This is a genomic window from Haloarcula sp. CGMCC 1.6347 (assembly GCF_037078395.1).
Taxonomy (GTDB): Archaea; Halobacteriota; Halobacteria; order Halobacteriales; family Haloarculaceae; genus Haloarcula; species Haloarcula amylolytica.
Genome location: NZ_JAYMGX010000001.1, coordinates 1000717 through 1020749, shown reverse-complemented (window position 1 = coordinate 1020749; position 20033 = coordinate 1000717). Strand labels below are relative to the sequence as shown.

The 20033-nt window shown below is 63.2% G+C and carries 18 protein-coding genes; 9 read left to right on the top strand and 9 right to left on the bottom strand.

What is annotated here, in order from left to right:
• Positions 1-2: 2 nt before the first annotated feature.
• The 5 genes from VI340_RS05440 to VI340_RS05420 form a co-directional block, all read right to left on the bottom strand.
• Entirely contained in the window at positions 3-791 is a 789-nt protein-coding gene (locus VI340_RS05440; RefSeq protein ID WP_336329955.1) for a transporter substrate-binding domain-containing protein, read from the bottom strand.
• Positions 792-850: 59 nt separating this feature from the next.
• Positions 851-2173 (bottom strand): class-III pyridoxal-phosphate-dependent aminotransferase, encoded by a 1323-nt coding sequence (locus VI340_RS05435; RefSeq protein WP_336357955.1) that lies wholly within the window; start codon positions 2171-2173, stop codon positions 851-853.
• A 173-nt stretch (positions 2174-2346) separates the two neighbouring features.
• Positions 2347-3294: an arginase gene (rocF, locus tag VI340_RS05430; protein ID WP_336357954.1), complete on the bottom strand. Its 948-nt coding sequence runs from the start codon at positions 3292-3294 to the stop codon at positions 2347-2349.
• A gap of 6 nt (positions 3295-3300) precedes the next feature.
• Positions 3301-4581, bottom strand: a complete 1281-nt coding sequence (gene gdhB, locus VI340_RS05425; RefSeq protein WP_336357953.1) for a glutamate dehydrogenase GdhB — start codon at positions 4579-4581, stop codon at positions 3301-3303.
• A gap of 733 nt (positions 4582-5314) precedes the next feature.
• Positions 5315-6121, bottom strand: a complete 807-nt coding sequence (locus VI340_RS05420; RefSeq protein WP_008309652.1) for an IclR family transcriptional regulator — start codon at positions 6119-6121, stop codon at positions 5315-5317.
• A gap of 536 nt (positions 6122-6657) precedes the next feature.
• Here VI340_RS05420 and VI340_RS05415 point away from each other — a divergent pair.
• The 7 genes from VI340_RS05415 (at position 6658) to VI340_RS05385 (ending at position 14279) form a co-directional block, all read left to right on the top strand.
• Positions 6658-7383 carry a DUF7260 family protein gene (locus tag VI340_RS05415; protein ID WP_008309654.1) on the top strand — a complete coding sequence of 242 codons (726 nt, stop codon included), beginning with the start codon at positions 6658-6660 and terminating at the stop codon, positions 7381-7383.
• A 242-nt stretch (positions 7384-7625) separates the two neighbouring features.
• Positions 7626-8138, top strand: a complete 513-nt coding sequence (locus tag VI340_RS05410) for a plastocyanin/azurin family copper-binding protein (RefSeq protein ID WP_008309655.1) — start codon at positions 7626-7628, stop codon at positions 8136-8138.
• Between the two features lies 1 nt (position 8139).
• Positions 8140-10122, top strand: coding sequence for a TAT-dependent nitrous-oxide reductase (gene nosZ / locus VI340_RS05405; RefSeq protein WP_336357952.1), 1983 nt, complete (start codon positions 8140-8142; stop codon positions 10120-10122).
• A gap of 30 nt (positions 10123-10152) precedes the next feature.
• Positions 10153-10953: a hypothetical protein gene (locus tag VI340_RS05400; protein ID WP_008309659.1), complete on the top strand. Its 801-nt coding sequence runs from the start codon at positions 10153-10155 to the stop codon at positions 10951-10953.
• Complete coding sequence (locus tag VI340_RS05395) at positions 10950-12344, top strand: right-handed parallel beta-helix repeat-containing protein (RefSeq protein WP_336357951.1); 1395 nt, start codon at positions 10950-10952, stop codon at positions 12342-12344. Before VI340_RS05400 ends, VI340_RS05395 begins: the two co-directional genes overlap by 4 nt.
• Complete coding sequence (locus VI340_RS05390; protein WP_336357950.1) at positions 12331-13338, top strand: ABC transporter ATP-binding protein; 1008 nt, start codon at positions 12331-12333, stop codon at positions 13336-13338. Before VI340_RS05395 ends, VI340_RS05390 begins: the two co-directional genes overlap by 14 nt.
• A complete protein-coding gene (locus VI340_RS05385) occupies positions 13335-14279 on the top strand; it encodes an ABC transporter permease (protein WP_336357949.1) in 945 nt (314 codons plus the stop codon). The genes VI340_RS05390 and VI340_RS05385 overlap by 4 nt, the downstream gene beginning before the upstream one ends.
• Before the next feature lie 8 nt (positions 14280-14287).
• On the opposite strand, the gene VI340_RS05380 is transcribed toward VI340_RS05385, so the two are convergent.
• The 3 genes from VI340_RS05380 to VI340_RS05370 form a co-directional block, all read right to left on the bottom strand.
• Positions 14288-15184, bottom strand: a complete 897-nt coding sequence (locus tag VI340_RS05380) for a hypothetical protein (protein WP_336357948.1) — start codon at positions 15182-15184, stop codon at positions 14288-14290.
• Between the two features lie 39 nt (positions 15185-15223).
• Positions 15224-16321 carry a hypothetical protein gene (locus tag VI340_RS05375; protein WP_008309668.1) on the bottom strand — a complete coding sequence of 366 codons (1098 nt, stop codon included), beginning with the start codon at positions 16319-16321 and terminating at the stop codon, positions 15224-15226.
• 171 nt (positions 16322-16492) lie between these two features.
• On the bottom strand, positions 16493-17326 hold the full coding sequence (locus tag VI340_RS05370; RefSeq protein WP_008309670.1) for an MBL fold metallo-hydrolase: 834 nt from the start codon (positions 17324-17326) through the stop codon (positions 16493-16495).
• Between the two features lie 113 nt (positions 17327-17439).
• On the opposite strand from VI340_RS05370, the gene VI340_RS05365 reads away from it, so the two are divergent.
• Complete coding sequence (locus VI340_RS05365) at positions 17440-17889, top strand: universal stress protein (protein WP_008309672.1); 450 nt, start codon at positions 17440-17442, stop codon at positions 17887-17889.
• A gap of 153 nt (positions 17890-18042) precedes the next feature.
• On the opposite strand, the gene VI340_RS05360 is transcribed toward VI340_RS05365, so the two are convergent.
• On the bottom strand, positions 18043-18441 hold the full coding sequence (locus VI340_RS05360) for a YlbF family regulator (RefSeq protein ID WP_008309674.1): 399 nt from the start codon (positions 18439-18441) through the stop codon (positions 18043-18045).
• A 265-nt stretch (positions 18442-18706) separates the two neighbouring features.
• Between VI340_RS05360 and VI340_RS05355 the strand changes: the two genes are divergently transcribed.
• A complete protein-coding gene (locus VI340_RS05355; protein ID WP_008309676.1) occupies positions 18707-19981 on the top strand; it encodes a methyl-accepting chemotaxis protein in 1275 nt (424 codons plus the stop codon).
• The last annotated feature ends 52 nt before the right edge of the window (positions 19982-20033 follow it).

The following is a 20033-nucleotide window of genomic DNA, read 5'->3' as shown; positions in this document are numbered from 1 at the left end:
CCTCACTTCTGTCCGAACCACTTCTCGGTCAGGTCCCGGTACGTCCCGTCGTCCTCGACAGTGGTCAGCCCGCTGTTGAGCGCACCCGCGAGTTCGTCGTTGCCGGACTGAATCCCGAAGCCGAACTGCTCGCCGGTCTCGTGGACGAACGCGGATTCGATGGGGCGGTCTGACACGAAGGAGTTCGCGACGGGGACGTCGATGATGATGACGTCGACGTTTTCGTTCAGCAGGTCCTCGACGGCGAGCACGTAGTTCCCGTACGCGTTGTAGCTCGACTCTTGAATCGTCCCCGCTTCGATGAGCTGGTCCTTGATGACGGATTCACCCGTTGTCCCCTTCTGTGCCCCGACTGACGCCCCGGAAAGGTCGTCCAGTGACGACGGCGAAAACGACCCGCTCTCCCGGACGACGATGGCCTGATTCGAACTGTAGTACGGGTCGGAGAAGTCGATCGCTTCGTCGCGGTCGTCGTTTATCGTCATGCCCGCCGCGACGACGTCGACGTTCCCGTTGTTCAGCGCCGGAATGAGTGACTTGAACTCCAGTTCCTCCCACCCGCTCAGTTCGTACTCCGACGCCGCGATAACGGCTTCCAGCAACTCGACGTCGAAGCCGACGAGTTCGCCGTCCTGTTTCATCTCAAACGGCGGGAAGCCCGGCGCTGTTCCCGCGGTAAGCGTCTGTGAGTCCCCGCTGCCCGATTGACAGCCAGCGACCGACAGGGTCGCGACAGTGCCACCGATTGCCTGCAGATACCTCCGTCTGTCTACGCGTGCCTCTCGTGGCATAGTCCCACAGTCGAATCAATCATATTTTAACATTTCGGTTACCGCAGAAGTCGCGAGGGTCAGGCCGACGCGACAGGGTCTGCAACCTCGGTAAACACCGAATCGAGGATGTCGAGACAGAGTTCCAGTTCGCGCTCGGTGACGTCGAGTGGCGGGAGGAGTCGGAGGGATTTCTGGCCACAGCCGAGCGTGAGAAGGCCGTGCTGGAGCGCGGTTTCCATCACGGCGTCGCGGCGGTCGGCCGTATCGAACTCCAGAGCGATCATCAGGCCGAGACCGCGAACGTCCTCGACCAGCTGATGGTCCGCCGAAACCTCGCGGAGCCGATCCATGAAGTACGTCCCCTTCTCGGCGGCGTTGTCCAGCAGGTCGTGATCCTCGATAGCGGCGAGTGTCAGTGCGCCGCGCATCGAGCCGAGGATGTCGCCGGCCCCCCACGTCGAGGAGAGCCGCGACGTTTCGGACGGGAAGATGTCCGAGCGGGAGATGGTCGCGCCGACCCGGAGCGCTTTCGCGCTCGTGATGACGTCCGGCTCGATGTCGTAGTGGTCGACAGCCCACATCTCGCCCGTGCGGCCGGCTCCCGACTGGATTTCGTCGGCGATGATCGGGATGTCGTGTTCCCGGCAGAGGTCGTCGACGGCCGAGAGGAACTCGGGGCTCGGGACGCGATAGCCGCCTTCGCCCTGTATCGGCTCCAAGATGAGGAATGCGACTTCCTCGGGCGGGATGTGGCCGGTGTCTGCGTCGAGTTTCGAACGGAGGCGCTCGACTCCGGCCTCGGAGTACTCCACGTCGTGAATCCCGCTGAGTTCGGGGAACTTCCGGCGGTAGACGGACTTCGAACGGTTCAGCGAGAGCGCTCCCAGGGTCCGACCGTGGAACGCGCCGTCGAAGGTAATGCCGTACTTCGGCGTCTCGCAGTTGTCGTAGCAGATCTTCATCGCGTTCTCGACGGCCTCTGCGCCGGAGTTCGAGAGGAAGACGGTGTCGAAGTCGTAGTGGCTGGTAATGTCGGTCAGCCTATCCATCAGGTGGGCGGGACCCGGCAGCGACGTTTCGTCGGGCGAGCCGCCGGTGCTGACGTAGAAGTCCTGGCCGGCTATTTTCAGCGGGTCGACCATGTCGAACTCGTCGGCCCGGTCGAGCACTTTCGGGTTGTTGTAGCCGAGCGGCGACGCGGCGACGTGGCAGGTGAAATCGAGCAGGACGTTACCGTCCGCGTCGGTACAGAACGGACCGATTGCGTCTTCAGTGATGTCCCAGACGAAATCGTACACGTACGTGCTCGGCGCGGCGGTTTCGTGGTGGTACTCGACCCACTCGCTGCTCTGTGGGCCGGGAAGGCTATCGACACGCGGCTCCGCAGTATCGCGGTCCATGTTATCACAATCGCCATCATTGGTAATAAATCACTGTGTTCCGGCCCCGCGTGCCGGCCACACAACTGGGTGCGTGCCGCAGTTCGAAGCTGTAACAATTGAAACGATGTACACACTGATCGCACTGCCGCCATGCGATCAGGTGTACCTTGATTTTCAATGGCTACTATACGCTACAGGATCCGCTTGCCGAACGCGCTGGCGGCGAGTTCGGCCGCTCGTTCGCCCGTCGTGTTGCGCTGGTCGAGGATAGGGTTGACCTCGACGACGTCGAGCGAGCGCAGCACCGATTCGGCGGCGTCGCGGTCGGCGACCCGTTCCATCGCCGTATGTGCCTCTCGGTAGGTGACGCCGCCCGGGACTGGCGTCCCGACCCCCGGCGCGTCGTCCGGGTCGAGCCAGTCGAGGTCGAGGCTGACGTGGATGTCGTCGACGCCGTCGGTCGCGATGTCGAGCGCCTCGTCGGTGACCGGTCCGATACCGCGCTTGTCGATGTCCGCCATCGTAAAGACTGAGATATCGCTCTCACGGAGGACTGCTCGTTCGTCAGCGTCGAGGCTCCGCGCTCCGACGATGACGGTGTTCTCCTCGGCGACGTTCGGGGCGGTCGCCCACGGCATCTCTGCGAAGTCGCCGTAGCCGTGGGCGGCCGCAAGCGGCATCCCGTGGACGTTCCCGCTGGGCGACGTAGTCGGGGTGTTGTAATCGCCGTGGGCGTCGAACCAGATGACGCCGAGTTCGGCCGTCTGGGCCGCACCGCGCATGGTGCCCATTGCGATAGAGTGGTCGCCGCCTAACACCAGCGGCACGCTCCCGTCGGCTATTTCTGTCGCCACCCGGTCGGCGAGGGTGTCGGTCATTTCGGCGATCGCATCGAGGTACTTCGCGCCGTCGTCGGTGGTCGCCGACTGCGACTGTAGCGTCGGCAGTGCGAGGTCCCCAGCGTCAGTGTATTCGACGCCGGCTGTATCGAGGGCGGTACTGAGGCCGCCGTAGCGAATCGCCGACGGTCCCATGTCGACGCCACGCCGGTCGGCGCCGAGCGCGAAGGGGACACCGAGTACCGCGACAGGTGACACGGAACGACTGTGGTCTCGCGAGTGGGTAGACTGAAGCGACATCCGTTGCTACGGCCATAGCCCGCGGGCGTTCATAGCCTCACCGATTCGTGAGAGCGCGACGATGTAGGCAGCCGTTCGCCATGTGACGTCACGGTCCTCGACTTCGGTCCGGAGAGCCTCCCAGGCATCGAGCATCTCGGTTTCGAGTTCTTCGTTGACCTCCTCGCGGGACCAGCTCCGGCGATTGATGTGCTGGAGCCATTCGAAATAGCTCACAGTGACGCCGCCGGCGTTGGCGAGGATATCCGGGATGACTGGGATGTCGCGCTCTTTGAACACAGCGTCGGCTGCTGTCGTTGTCGGGCCGTTCGCCCCTTCGACGACGATGCTCGCCTGCACGTCCGCAGCGTTCTCCTTGGTCAGGACGTTCCCGACCGCCGCGGGAATGAGGACGTCAACGTCGAGTTCCAGCAGCTCGGCGTTAGATATCTGCCGTGGTGCGTCAACATCACCTAACTGACCGTGTTCGTCGCCGTCAGCCGAAATCGATTCGATATCGAGACCGGATTCGTCGTAGATGCCGCCGTCGACGTCGCTGACAGCGACGACGGATGCGCCCCAGGAGTCGAGGAGGCGTGCGGCGTTCGCGCCGACAGCACCGAAGCCCTGTACGGCGACAGTGGCACCCTCGACGGTTCCGTCGTAGTAGTCGAGCGCTTCGCGGGCGACGATGGCGACGCTCCGGCCGGGTGCCTCCTCGCGGCCGTGTGTCCCGCCGACCGCTGTCGGTTTGCCGGTCACGATGCCGGGGACCGTCTCGCCCTCCTGCATCGAGTACGCGTCCATGAACCAGGCGACGGTCTGTTCGTCGGTCCCCATATCGGGTGCGGGGATGTCTTTCGTCGGCCCGACAACTTCGCGGAGCTCCTCGGCGAACCGACGGGTCAGCTGCTCGGTCTCCTGTGCGTCGAGCGTCGACGGGTCGACGACGATGCCGCCCTTCGCGCCGCCGAAGGGGAGGTCCATCACCGCACACTTCCACGTCATCAACATCGCCAGCGCCGTACACTCTTCGGCGGAGACGCTCGGGTGGTATCGCATACCGCCCTTGTACGGCCCTCTGACCTCGAAGTGCTGGACGCGATACCCGTTGAACACCTCGACGCTCCCGTCAGTTCGGCGGATCGGGACAGACACCTCGACGGTTTTCGATGGGTGACGGAGCTGCTCAAGCAGCCCCTCGGAGAGATCGAGGTGTTCGGCCGCCCGCTCCAGTTGGCGTCGGGCTGTCGCGATAGGCGATTCGTCGTCTGGTGCTTGTTCTGATGGCTCCTTCTGTGTGCTCATGATTGGTTGGTGGATTCGGCTCTTGGTTCCGGTGCGTACGCCCGTTGCTTCGGGACCAATGGGGCGAGTACGCTGCGTCGTTCAGGACGCTGCTTCCGTCCTGACTGTCAACATCCGACGGCTGGAGTGAGACAGTGTATCGGCACCAATACCGGTATTGTTAATAAATATTTGGGACTGTCTGCGGGACAAATAGTTTGAACATAGCAAAACCAAGTAGACATCTTGGTTCGTCGCTTATAGAGTATTATGGGCCAGATTAGTGGCGTATTTGCGGAATATTCCATAAATATGGATTTGATATGCCCAATATGAGCAAGACCACATTGGTCAGATGAAGCTGCGCCAGATAGCATAAATATCGATGCAGACGTGCTGTACCATGGCCTGGTACTGAACAGAGAATTGCCCCGTGTTTTGACTATCTCAAAAATATACTTGGCACGGCAGTGTCGGAGCACTGTACTGGGAGAGACCACCCACGACAGGTATAACTCTCGCGGCGACCCGCCGGAAACAGCCTGTAGGCATGGCTATCGGGCCTGATACGCTACCTCGACCTCTTACTAACGATGGTACGACTGTTATTGTGACACATTTGCCGGGTGAGTCGCTCCGTTCGACGGTCACAGTAGCACAGCCGAGATTTGAGCTATCCAAATGTCGAAGGCCGGACGCCGTCGTCGTTTCGTGGTCGTCGCCGACACATGGCGACGAGTGTCCGACACCGTCGTTACGTGCCCCGGTCAAACGAGGTCATTTCGAGATTGACTTCGATGAGGTTCGCGGCCTCCATCACCATCTCTGGGATTTCGGTGTCGAAACGGGTCCCTTTCAGACGGCTGGTCGGTGCAGTCACACTGACCGCGCCGACGACGGTCCCGTCGTTGTCCAGAATCGGCGCACCGACCGCCCGAAGGCCCCGAATCTCTTCCTCGTCGTTCGTCGCGTACCCTCGCTCCCGGATGGTCTCTAGCTCGTCGCAGAGCGTCTCTCGGTCCGTAATCGTGTGCTGTGTCTGTCGTGAGAGCCCTTCACGGTCGATTATTTCCTCGACGCGTTCGGACGGGAGACACGAGAGGATCGCCTTCCCCGAAGCACTGTCGTGGAGGTGCTGTGGGGCCTCCCGCAACTGGAGGTGATAGTCCATCCCGACAGCGTGTTCCCCTCGCCGCTCGTAGATGGCGACTTCGCGCCCGTCGTTTTCGACGACCAGATGGACGTATTCGCCGGACCTGTCCGCCAGTTTGTCCACTTCCTCCTGTCCAGCGGTGTAGAGTTCCGTCTCGTTGCGGACGTGTTCGCCCATCGTGACGAACCGAAAACCGAGCTGGTACGTGTCGTTGTCCTTCGTGAGGAAGCCACAGTCGGTCAGCGTCGCGAGATACGTGTGGAGCGTGCCCTGGGAGAGCTCGATTCGCTCGTTCAGTTCCTGCAACGTCGCGCTGTTTGACTCCTGAACAGCTTCGATGATCTCGCAGGCGTTCTCCACGGACTGTATCCGCCGGCCCGTGTTTTGTGTGTCGGCGTCGTCGGTCATTACCCCAGTAGAGTTGCCGTCATTATTTAAAAACCCGGATGTGAGCGATAAGCGACCGGAACACCCGCTTGGACGCTACCGACCGACAGGAAGTAATGCCACGCACAGTATGACTGTCCGACTCATTGCGGACAGAATCGGTAACAGCCGAGCTGTGAGTGTGTCTGTGCTGTGAGCCGTAGGGCGCTGTCTTATCGAGGCGTTCAGATTGACGGCCGATCTGCACCTACTATTGGTTTATAAATTCTTAAGCTATCAATTCCAATATCGTATATTGCACTTCTAGATTGAAAGTCCTGAATTCTCTCTAATATAGTCCGTTTTGCAATCCAGAAATGGCGAATATAGATATATAGTCACCTCTGATAGAATCTGCTGCTATTTTACAGTACCGTAACGCTGCTAGATCGAAACCGCACGATGGGTCCCGAAGACGGTGGTGCTAGCCGACAAGGCTATATAAATAGTCGTCCAGAACACGGGGGTGTTGTCCGGTAACTAAAACACTTATTGTTGTTACCGGCCGAGACACTAGTATGTCAACGACGCCTGCGCAGGACGGCACGCAGTGGTTCCTGCATACATGGCGAGACCACATTCTCGAGCCGATAGAGACGGCTCTCTCCGTGCTTGACGTGGAGCATACGGAACTCGCGGCCGAGCAAGGTGGTCTCGAAGACTTCCTCCAGCGCCTGCGTGCCGTCGACCCCGCCGACCAGCCCTCCTCCCCCGTCGGTGCGCGAGGTCGACAGTCCGCATCAGACCCCGTCGAAGCGCTACGGGACGCCTACGCCGACACGGTGCTGGCTGTCGACCACTACGAATCAGTGTACGACGAATCGCTGGTCGAGAACGTCGCTATCGAGTTCGGGCCGGACTACGCAGCGCTGTTTCACCCCGAGACGAACGTCGGGTTCTCGCCGCCGCTCAAACGCTCGCTGGTGGCAGCGACCGAGCAAGCAATCGACGAACGGACCTCGCTGGACCGCGCTGTCAAAATCGAACAGGAGTCGATGCGGAAGTATCGCGGCAGTCTGCAGGAGATCATCGAGACGCTCGACAGCACAGTCGTGCCCGAGTGGTATCGCGAGACGTTCCAGAGTGACGTTACTGCGCTTCTACAGGAGCGCCAGGACCAGCTCCACTCAAGCGTCTACCGGTTCGAGACACACGAGTTCTGCACGTACATGTACGAAGAGCAACTCTGGACGTATCCGGTGTTGACCAGTCTCGCGCGGTTACAGGAATCTGTGGACAGCTGAACGGGCGGCTCTCTGGCAGACAGGTGTAGGCGTCACTGAAGCGCGGTGAACTGGACGCCGGCACACCCTCCCAACTTGGGGAGTACTGAGACGAGTACACAGTCGTTGTATTCTGCGGCAACCGTCACGAGAGGACACCATTCACTATCTCCGGGCGAACATATTCGCCCCGCTTCCTGCGAGATGAGAGTGCGGTTCCCTATATATACAGGTTGGTCTTCGAGTTGCAGCCGTGAGCTACCATGGAAACGCGTAGAACATTCGTGCGCGGTCTGGGTCTCGCGGCTGGAGTTGCGCTAGCTGGCTGTTCATCGGGCGGCGGCTCCGACAGTAGCGGGGACGGCGACTCAGGAAGCGGCGGTGACGGAGCAGACGGCGGCGAGACCGAGTCCAGCGACGGCGGGAGCGGGTCCGAATGGACCGAGACGAGCACCGTCGAAATGACGGACGAACTGGCATACGAGCCGAAGAAAATCCAGGTCGAGGCAGGCACGACGGTCACGTTCGAGAACGTCGGCAGCATCGGCCACACGGTGACGGCCTACGAGGACGAGATCCCCGACGGCGCGGACTACTTCGCGTCCGGCGGGTTCGACTCCCTGCAGGCCGCGAAAGACGGCTACAGCAACGGGCAGGAAGGCAACATCCCGAAAGGCGAGAGCTACGAGGTCACGCTGGAGACGACGGGGACCTACGAGTACTACTGCATCCCCCACGAGATGAACGGGATGGTCGGCACAATCAAGGTGGTCTGATATGAGCAAAAACGAAACCCCACGCGATCCGAACGAAGTCCTCGAAGAGTACGAAGAAACCCTCGACTCGGTACTGGCGGAGGTCGAGTCACCGGACGAAACGACTGAGGACAACGACCTCTCGCTGGGGCTGCCCGGCCTCTCGCTCGGTCGCCGAGACTTCATGAAGGCCGGCGTCGCCGCCGGTGCGATGGGCTCTGTCGCCGGCTGTTCGGCGCTGACCGGCGGTGGCGATGGCAGTGCCGGCAGCCAGTCGACACCCTCGGGCAGCGGCGCGAGCCACACGGTCGAACCCGGCGAACACGACGAGTACTACGGGTTCTGGTCCGGTGGCCACTCCGGCGAACTACGGGTCATCGGCATCCCGTCGATGCGCGAACTCACCCGCATTCCGGTGTTCAACACCGACTGTGCGTCTGGCTATGGTTTCACCGATGATACCAGGGAACTGCTCGAAGAGAGCGGCGGCTACTCCTGGGGTGACAACCACCACCCGAACCTCTCGGAGACAGACGGGGACTACGACGGCGAGTACCTGTACGTCAACGACAAGGCCAACGGCCGCATCGCTCGCGTGAACCTCACGTACTTCGAGACGGACGCCATCACGGACGTCCCGAACATGCAGGCCATCCACGGCTGTTGTGTCCTCTCGCCGGACACGAAGTACGTGCTGGGCAACGGCGAGTTCCGCGTGCCGCTGCCCAACGACGGGACCGACGCGAAGAACCCGGACAACTACACGTCGCTGTTCGTCGCCGTCGACCCCGAGTCGATGGAGACCCAGTGGCAGGTCAAGGTCGACGGCAACCTCGACATCGTCGACACCGGCAAAGAGGGTCGGTGGGCCATCTCCTCGGCGTACAACAGCGAGGAGGCCACCGACATTCAGGGCATGACGAAGGACGACCGGGACAACGTCAAGGCCTTCGACATCCCGGCCATCGAGCAGGCCGTCGAGAACGGCAACTACGAGGAGGTCAACGGCATCCCCGTCGTCGACGGGACGCAGGAGAGTTCGCTCAACCAGGGCGACCGCCCCATCGTGAAATACATCCCGACGCCGAAAAGCCCCCACTGTGTCGAGGTCGGGCCGAACGGCGACTACGCCTTCGTCGCGGGGAAGCTCTCGCCGACGGTGACGATGATCGACCTGAACGCGCTGGCCGATTCCTCCGACCCGGAGGATGTCGTCGCCGGGCGACCGCGCGTCGGGCTCGGCCCGCTGCACACGACCTTCGACGGCAACGGCCACGCCTACACGTCGCTGTTCATCGACTCACAGGCCGTCAAGTGGGACATCGAGGCGGCCGTCGAGGCCGAAGAAGGATCCGAGGACCCCATCATCGAGAAGCAGGACGTCCACTACAACCCGGGCCACATTCAGGCGCTGGAGGCGATGACGACCGACCCCGACGGGGAGTGGCTCGTCAGCCTCAACAAGCTGTCAAAGGACCGGTTCCTCCCGGTCGGCCCGATTATGCCCGACAACGACCAGCTCATCCACATCGGGCAGGGCGAGGAGGAGATGGAACTGGTCGCGGACCACCCGGCCTACCCCGAGCCACACGACTGCGTGTTCGCCCACAAGGACAAGATCGACGCCAAGAAGGTCTACGACAAGGACGACTACGAGGAGACCTACATCACGGAGGAGGACTCCGGCGTCGAGCGCACGGGCGACAACAGCGTCCACGTCAAGATGACGACCAAGCGCTCGGAGTTCGGCCTGCCGGACTTCACGGTCCAGGAGGGCGACGAGGTGAAACTCTCCACGACCAACATCGAGGGCGTGCAGGACATCATCCACGGCGTTGCCATCCCCGAGCACGACATCAACTACGCCGTGGCCCCACAGGACACCCGCGAGGTCACGTTCACGGCTGACGACCCCGGTGTGTACTGGATCTACTGCACGTACTTCTGTAGCGCCCTCCACCTCGAGATGCGCAGCCGGATGATCGTCGAACCGGCGGAGGGGTAGCGCCACAACCCATTTCGGAGGTGTTCAGCCATGCAACGACCCACCATCGACGACTTCCGTGAGATACGGCGGGGCCTCCCCGTGGGAGCGGCGCTGCTGTTCGTCGCGGCGCTCGCGTTCCCGATGTGGCAAATTAGCGTCGACGCGGTCCAGTACCCCAGCACGACGCTCCACGTCTCGCTGTACGCCTACCCCAGACTCGCCGGGGACTTTACCGAGATGGCAAGGTTAAACCACTACGTCGGGTTCTACTTCCCCGACCCGGTGCTGATCGAGCCGAACTTCCCCGTCGAGGAGAACGCCATCGACGTGCCCGAGTGGTCGCTGGGTCCGGTGGCGTTCATCGGCGTCTCGCTGCTGTCGGTGTTCGTCGCTATCGCCCCGACCACCGAGAAGCTCAAACGCGGTCTGAAGTACCAGTTCGCCGGCACGGTGTTCGTGTTTACCGCGATGCTGGTGCTCATCCAAGCCCGACTCTGGCAGGCCGGCCACACGCTCGATCCCGGTGCGCCGGTGATGGGCGTCGACGGCTTCACGCCGCCGCTGTGGGGCCAGTATCAGGTCGCCAACATCACGAGCGTCTCCCGGTTCGGCCTCGGCGCGTACATGGCCGCAGCTGCCGTTGGACTGCTCGCGGTTTCGTACTACTACCGCGACCAGGCGGCGACGTTCGGTGAGCTCCCGGTCCGAGTTCGCGACGGACTCACCGGGCTTCCCGACGCCGTCCGGGACCGCCTCGGCCGTGACGGCGACACCGACGACGAGGAGGACGCCCCGCACCGCCCGACGACCACCGCGGTCAAATCTGACCAATCAGAAACTCACTCATGAGCCCACTGTCCCACGATTTCGAGCGTGTGTTCGCCGTCGGTACCGCGGTCCTGCTCGTGCTGTCGGTCGTCGCTGTCGGGATGGCCAGCGCCGGCCCAACTGACAGCGCAGGCAGCGACGACCTCGCCTTCGACCCCGACGTGCCCGACACTGACTCGTTCACCGCCCCGTCGGCCGACGGCACCGCGACGGTCGACGGCGAGACCTACGACAGCGCGCAGGCGGCGGTTGACGCCGCAGACCCCGGCGACACCGTCACGCTCGACGGTCGCTTCGACGAGACTCTCGTCGTGACGACGCCGAACGTCACGCTCTCCGGGAGCGGTCCCGGGTCAGCGCTGCTGCACGGCGACGGCGAGGGCGACGTGCTCGCCGTCGAAGCACAGGGCGTCACCGTGACGGACCTCTGGGTCCGCAACAGCGGCTACAGCACCGCGACGAACGACGCCGCGATATTCGTCAACGGAAGCGACGTCACCGTCCGCGACAGCCGCGTCACCGACATGACCTTCGGTATCTGGCTCGACGGCGTCGACGACGCCGAGATCCGCAACAACACCATCGTCGGCCGCGAGGAGATTACGCAGCTGACCAAGCGCGGCAACGGCGTCCAGATCTGGAAGACCGAGGACAGCGTCATCCGGAACAACGACATCACCACCGTCCGGGACGGACTCTACTTCAACTGGGCGAAAGACGTCAACGCCAGCGGGAACACGATGTGGGACCTCCGCTATGGAGTCCACTACATGTACTCGGACGACTCGCACCTGCGGGACAACACCGCCTTCGACAACGACGTCGGGTACGCGCTGATGGTGTCGAAACACCTCGTCATCGCGGACAACGTGGCGGTGAACAACAGCGGGCAGTCCGGCCACGGCATCCTTGTCAAGAGCATCGACGACACGGACATCCGCGGCAACCACCTCGTCGACAACGAGAACGGGCTGTTCGTCTACAACTCCGTCAGCAATCGCATCGTCGGCAACCTCGTCGTCGGCAACGACATCGGTGTCCACATCGCCGCGGGGAGTACCGACGGCACCGTGACCGAGAACAGTTTCATCCGCAACAACAGACCGGTGCTGGCGGTCATGAGCGACCAGGTCCACTGGAACGAGAGCGTCGGGAACTACTGGTCCCGGGCGAACCCGACGGACGTTGACGACGACGGCGTCGGCGACACCCGCTACCAGCCGGCCGGGACCGTCCAGCAGGTCACCGCGAAAAAGCCCGCCGCGCGAGTGTTCGCCAGCAGCCCGGCCTTCGACGCCGTTCGGCTGGCCGAGTCGTCCGTCCCGGTCGTCCAGTCGCCCGGCGTCGTCGATGCCCGCCCGCTGACCGAACCACCCCACGAGAACTGGAGGAGCTACTATGAACGTGATTGATGTCGACGACGTATCGAAATCCTACGGCGACGTGCAGGCGCTTGACGGACTGAGTCTGTCTGTCGAACAGGGGGCCACCCTCGGCGTGTTCGGCACGAACGGGGCCGGCAAAACGACGCTGTTCAAACTGCTCGTCGGACTGAACCGACCGGACGATGGCAGCGTCTCCGTCGCCGGCGCGGACCCGACCGACGGGACCACCGTTCGTGAACGAGTACGCTACCTGCCGGAGCACGCCGGTTTCCCGCCGAGCCTGACCGGCCGCGAGATACTCAGCTTCCACGCCCGGATGCGCTCGGTGCCCCGGGAAGACCGGGCCCACCACGTCGAGCGCATCCTGCACACAGTCGGACTCGCAGACGCCGCGGACCGCCGCGTCGGCGGCTACTCCAACGGGATGAACCGTCGGCTCGGCCTCGGCACCGCGCTCGTCGGCGAGCCGGCCGTGCTGATACTCGACGAACCGACCGCGGGGCTCGACCCCGACGGCATCCGGGCGTTCCACGAGGTCGTGGAGTCCCTGGCGGCCGAGACGGACGTGACTATCGTCTTCTCCTCGCACGCGCTCGGGGAGATTCAGCGACTCTGCTCGGAGGCGGTCATCATCGCCGATGGACAGGTGGCGACTGCGGGACCGGTCGAGGAGCTTCGCCGCGCCGCCGCCGACGAGGTGACGGTGTCGCTGTCGCTCGCGTCCGAGGCGGTTGCGAGCGACGTGGCAGGCATGCTTCGCGACCACGAGGGCGCGTCGAGTGTCAGCCGCGCCGGCGTCGACCTGACTGTCACCGCCGCCCCGACCGACGCGTACGACCTGCTAACCGCCGTCGGTGAGGGATACGACATCGACCGCTTCGAGGTCCGCGAGCCGGGCCTCGAAGCCGCGTTCCACGAGGCCGTCGAGGCGGACGACAGCGATGGCCCCGGCTCCGACAGCACGGCGGCGGCAGCGGCTGCGGAGGCGGCGACCGAGGACTCCGGAGGTGAGCCGGCATGAGCGAGGGCGACTCCTCGACAGATCCGACCCCGGACGGCGGCGTCGTTTCGGTCGACGCTCCGGCCACCCGGTTGCACGACGGCGGAACCGAGGGGAATACGGCCACGGACGCAACCGACGGATCGGCGCTTGCCCGACTCGCCGACAGCAGTCTGCTCACCATCGCGCGCCGGGAATACCGGCTGGCCGTCCGGAGCCGATGGGCGCTCGGCGTGGCGCTGCTGTTCGGCCTCTTTACCACCGCCGTCGTTCAGTTCGGCGCGAGTTCGGTCGGCCCGGGTCGCTTCGACGCGGTCATCGCGACCATCGCCGAACTCGGCGTCTACCTCGTCCCCCTGACGGCGCTGGCGGTCGGCTACGACGCCATCGTCGGGGCCGACGAGCGCGGGTCGCTCGAACTCATGCTCGCGCTCCCGGTGACGAAAGGCCGTGTCGTCGTCGGGACCGCCGTCGGCCGGGCGGCGGTGCTGTCCGGCGCGATGTTGCTCGGCTTCGTCCCCGGCGCGCTGCTGACCGTCCGCTACATCGGTCTCGCCAGCGTCGGCCAGTACGCGGCTGTCGCCCTCGCTGCGGTGCTGACCGCCTGTGCGATGCTGGGCGTGGCAGTGCTGGTCTCGACGGTCGCCCGGACGAAGACCCACGCGCTCGGTGCCGCACTCGCCATCTGGCTGTGGGTCGCGCTGTTGCACGACCTGGTCGCACTGGGGGCCGTCGCGGGATTCGACCTCGGGTCCGGCGCTATCGCCGCGGCAATACTCCTCAATCCCGTGGACTGCTTCCGCGTGCTCGCGCTCTCACAGGTGGACGTGGTCGCCGGCGGCTTCGGCAGCGTGCTGGCACAGGCCGGGCTGACCACGCCGATGGTCGCCGCGGCGCTCGCGGCGTGGATCGTCGTGCCCGTCGGTGTCGCTGCGAAACTCATCCAGCGACGCCGTCTCTGAAAACGGTTTTAGACCGACTGCAGCGCTGTTTCTTCCGGTTCCTCGAACAGACTGGCGACCTGTTTCGTCGTCTCGGTGCGCTCGTGGGCGTTTTCCAGAAGCACGGTCTCGCTGGGGAACAACTGCTCGCCGAGTTCGAGGCCGTGGTCGCGCGCGGTCGACCCCGTGACGGTGAGGTAGACGCCGAGGCCGGTCGCCGCGATGTCTTCCTCTTCTTCGCCGCCCTCCGTCGGATAGGTAAAGGAGACGCCGTCGAGCGCGCTCGTCCCGAGAACGGCTTCGACGAGTCGCTCGTAGCGCGGTGAGATGCAGAGTTCGCCCTCGTAGTTGGTGACGAAGGCCCGGTCGAGGGGGCCGTCCTGTGAGTCCATGACCTCCGGCGTCGCCAGCAGGGTGTGGTACACCGTATCTCCCAGCCCGGTCACGACCCGTACGTCCGTATCCAGCGGATCGATGCGGTCGTTGATCTCGTGGATGGCGGTCAGCGGTTCGTCCCGAAGCTGGACGACTTCTTCGAGAACGAGGTCGGCGCTGTCGAACCCGAGCGCGAACTCGTGGGTCCGGAGCGCCCGGAACGGCTCCTCGCGGCCGACCAGCTGGACGTCACCGTGTTCGGTCGGAACCGTGACGCTGTCGAAGACGATCCGTCGGGGCATCCCGTCGCGGTCGTCACGGAGCAGCGTGTATTCCGGCTCGTATGGCTCATCGAGCGAGGAGTAGTCGCTGATGCGATGGTACACGTCGGCGACCGCGTCCTGGTTACCCTTGGTGACGGCCTTCTCGTAGCGAAGCGTCGAGATGATATCGTCGGCCAGGTCGGTCGTCCCCGTTCGTCCGGCGAGTCGCTCCAGCACTGCTTCGAGGGGCCGGCCCTTGCGCGGAACGGCCACTCTCGTCGTCGTCATTATGCAGGCACAGACGGGGGATCGGTAAAACGAGTTCGGTTATTCGCCGCCGCCGATAACCGACGACAGCTGTTCGCGCCACTGTTTGAGCTCTTCGATCTCCGATTCGGTTTCGTCGATCCGGTCGGCGAGTTCGCCGTCGTCGATCTCCTCGCGGACAGCTTCGATATCGTCTTCGAGGGCGTCAAGCTGCCCTTCGACGCTCTCGACATCCCCGGAGAGGTCGTCGACCTGATCGGAGGCGGACGTGGCTGCATCCGTCGCCGACTGGACCTCGTCCTCGAAATCCTCCAGAGTCGCTTCGAAGGAATCGAGGCGCTCGCCGAACTCCTGAATCATGTCTTCGCCGGTGCCGTTCTCTTCGAGGAACTCCTCGAGAGCGTCGGTGTACGCACGGAGGTCCGCGACATCGCTCTGGATGCGCTGGATCCGGGCGTCGTTGACGCCGCCGGCGTCGCTGTCGTCCTCGGAGACGGCGTCGAGCGCGCGCTTGAGGAGCTTCACGTCTTCGGGGGAGACGTTCTGATCGCGGATTTCCTGTGCCATCGTCGCGACGACAGCGCCGGATTGAACCTCGGAATCTGCCGGTGCGGCGTTGCTCTCTTCGGGGGCCTCGACGCTTGAGTCCGGGTTGTTCGGGTCCGAAAGATCCAGTGTCTCGATGTCCTCGTCGTCATCGTCTTCCAGACCGGGAACGCTGTCGGCGTCACCGGCGATAACGTCCCGAACAGCCTCGTCGCCCCCACCGACGAGGTCTTCCTCATCTTCGTCCAGAGGCGGGTTCACACTCTCGATTTCGGGTTCCGTCAGGAACTTCTCGACGTCGTCGGTTCCCGTCGCACGGATACCGTAGACGGTCGTGTAGTCGGCTTCGGGTTCAAGTTCCTTCTCGAAAGCGATCCGGTTTTCGTTGATATCCCAGTACTCGCTGCCGTACTCGGGGTGGAAGCCCAGATCCTCGACTGCTACGTCTTCCGGAACGGTGTCGACTAGCCTGACCGTCACCGGAACAGACCGTCGCGAAGTGAGATTGAACGCTATCGCAGGTACGGGGAACTCGTCCGCCTCGAACCGCTTGGTCACTGTCACGCCATCTGCGGCGACAGTGACTTCGTCGTAGGCTTGCGAATTGCTCATGGTCTGTATGGTCTCAGCAATAGTATTAAAGGTACGTACCTGACCAACATTTACACCTTTTTTCTATACGATACTAGTTAATATAATATAGAGACGTAACCTCAGTAACACGAACAGGACGTGAGCCAGCAAAGACGGACAGACCGTCCGTGCGACACTGGCAGACCGTTGTCAGTCGAGATCGTACCGGTCGCCGATTTCAACGATTGAAAGCGTCGAGGGATGCGCGAAGCTGTTGGCGTGGTTGTGCAGGACGGTCGGCTCCGTCGTCATCCCCTTCCACATGTCCCAGTGGGTCGGGACGAGGGTGTCCAGTTGGAGTTCGTTCGCGGCTTCGATAATCATGTTCTCGTCGTTGTACCACTGCGTTCGCGTGGGTTCGCCGGTCTCCTTGTCGTCTATCATCCCGACGGTCCCGAACGCGAGGACGCCGACGTCGATGTCGTAGCGCTCGCCGACGGTTTCGAACTCGCCGGGGCGGGCGTCGCCGCCGTGGAAGAACGTGCCGGATTCGTGTTCGAATACGTACGACACCGGATGGTCGGCGTCGGGGTCGTTGGCCGGTTCGACGTGGACCGTCAGGTCGCCGATTTCGAGCGTATCGCCCTCCGTGACTTCGTGCAGTTGGTCGTCGGTGACGCTGTAGTTCTCCAGCCACGCTTCCTCCCGGATGACTTCGTGACCGCTGTCGGTCGTGTAGTAGTCCGCGCCCGTCCCAGCGAGAATCGGGGCCTGTGACGGCCCGTGAACGTGGTCGGTGTGTTCGTGGGTGCCCAGAACCGCGTCGCACTCGGTGATGTCCTCGGGGTTGAACGGCACCGGGACCATCCGCACGGTCCGCGGGGGGTCGCCCGTGCCGAGATACGGGTCGATGAAGACGGTCGTTCCGCCGCTCGATTTCACGATGAAGCCGTTACAGCCCAGATACCAGATCGCCAGCCCGTCAGGCGTCGCCGACTCCACCGCACGCGGGAGCCAGTCGTCCCAATCAGATTCGACTGTCATGTGCAGAGATGCCACGCCCGGTCGCTAAGATGTTTCGAAGACGCCGGGTCGTCTCCCGCTGTCTGAGAACGGAACCCTCGGTTTATTTCCCAGTTGGGAGAAATACGACCTGTATGTACGATCACATCCTCCTCGCCTCGGATGGGACAGAAGCCTCGACCAACGCCGAATCCCACGCGATTGCCCTCGCAGCGGAACACGGCGCGGCCCTCCACGCGCTGTATGTCGTCGACGAAGACGTGTACACTGCCTACAGCGGCGACGAGTACGTCGACGAGTCGGAGGGGCCGGAACACGGCCTCGAAGAGACGGGCCAGGAGACGCTGGCCCGGATAGAGGCCGATGCAGAGGCATCCGGCGTCGACGTGACGACGACTCTGAAACACGGACGGCCGGCCGAATCCATCATCGAAACCGCCGACGAAGCGGACGTCGACCTGCTCGTCCTCGGGACGAAGCGGCGGCCGGCGGAGTACCGGAGTCTCCTCGGCAGCATCACCGACAAGGTGCTTCGGCTGACCGAGCGACCGGCGGTCGTGGTGAAAACCGAAGTCGAGGAGTGACAGCACAGCCCGGCCAGCGGGGCCGTGTCACTGACTGGCGATAGCTGTCGGTGGAACAGTGCGGCTGACGGATGGTAGCTGTCGGCGGCATCTGCGTTCCTGACCGGTAGCTTCGGAGTCTGCGAAAAACGCGACCGCGAGAAGTACCGCTGTTCAGTCCTCGCAGCAACCGCCGGCTTTCTGGCCGAAGTCGACGGCCAGTTCCTCGGAGACGATCTCGTTGAGTTCCTGCAGGCGCAGTTCGAGTTCGTTCTGGGCCTCCAGATAGTCGCTCATCACCGGGATGTCGTGGAGTTCCTCCTGCTTTTGCTGGACCTTCCGGAGGTCCTCCTGCGAGGCGTTCCCGGTCTGGCGGGCGAGCATGAACTCCTCGCGTATCTGCTCGAACTCCTTGATGGCCGCCTGCGCCTCGTCGTGGTTTTCGACGGCGTCTTTCGTCTCCTTGAATCGCTGGTACACCGGCAACTCGGCGATTGCCTCGCCGAACTCTGTAGCGAGCGCCTCGACGTGGTCACCGTCGATATCAGCGGCGGTATCGGTCTCGATGCTCATCACCGATTGGTATGGACTCGGGCGGTATAGGCCTGCCGAAACCGGGTTGTTTCAGGCGGGATAGCTGCCCAGTGCTGGTACGACAGGCTGCGTCTGTTACCCCGTGGGACTCTGTTCCAGTCGTGAATTCCCGTCGCTCCTCGGTGTCAATATGACGGCACTCAGTTATCAGCGGTTGTAATCGGCCAGAAATCATTTACCCAGGTCATTGCTGTTTACGGTAATGGCTAAACAAGCTACAGCGAGGGAACTGCTGCCGGAATCTGTGGACAACAGCGGAGAATTCTGGCTCCACGCGTTCGAGTCGCTTGTCGAAGATCTACCAGAAGCGGCGTTCGTGGTCGACGCGGACGGCGATATCACACACTGGAACGACACGGTCGAAGGTATGCTCGGGCTCCCGGCGAGCAAGGCGGTCGGAATGAACGCCTACGACGTGTTTGGGACGGAAGGCCAAGACGAGACGCTCGCCCAGGAGGTCATCAGAACCGGGGAGCCAGTCCGCGAAAACGAGTTCCGCTCGGCCGAACGGCCAGACGGGACGATGGCACACGCGCGGGCAGTGGCAATCCCGCTCATGGGTCCCGGCGGGGACGCTATCGGTGCGCTAGAGCTACTGATCGATTTCAGCGATATCGTCGAACAGCGCGAAGCGCTCCAGAACCTCCAGTCGCAGATGGCGACGGACGTCGAGTCGGCGGTCGGCGAAATCAGCGACTCCGCCGCGGCCGTTACCGAGCAGTCCGACGAGATCAAAGACATGGCCGGCGAGCAGTCCGACAACCTCGACGAGGTCCAGTCCGAGGTCTCCGGGTTCAGCGCGACCGTCGAGGAAATCGCCTCCAGCGCCGAGGAAGTGAGCAGTCAGAGCGGCGAGGCCAGGGAGCTCGCCGAGGAGTCCGTCGAGACTGCCGAGGAAACCATCGAACGCGTCGAGGACGCGACTGAGTCCGCCGAACAGGTCGCGTCGGACTCGACGGAGCTTCGGGGTCACATCGAGGAGATCGACGAGTTCGTCGAGGTCATCAACGACATCGCGGACCAGACGAACATGCTGGCGCTGAACGCCAACATCGAGGCCGCGCGGAGCAACAGCGACAGCGACGGGTTCGCGGTCGTCGCCGACGAGATCAAGGAACTGGCCGACGAGTCCAAACAGCACGCCGACGAGGTCGAGCGCATCGTCGGCGAGGTCCGCGAGATGGCCGACAACACCGCCGAAAACGTCGAAGAAACGACCGATGCGGTTCAGCAAGCCCTCACCGATCTGGAGACGGTGCTAGACAACCAGCAGGCCATCCTCGACGCGACCTCGGAGACGGAACAGGGTATCAGCGAGGTCGCGGAGGCGACGGACGACCAGGCCGCAAGCGCCGAAGAAATCGCCAGCATGATCGACGAGATCGCCCAGCGTGCCGCCGAGGTCTCCGAGTCCATCGACGAACTGGCTGACGCCAACGGGACGCAACACCAGATGGCTCGTGACTTAGAGGAGAACGTCGAGCGGGTCGAGCGACAGCTCGCCGAGATTATGGAGTAACTGTCGCTCGCCGAAACACGGGGGTTATGGCGCTCGAACCGATACAGGGTTG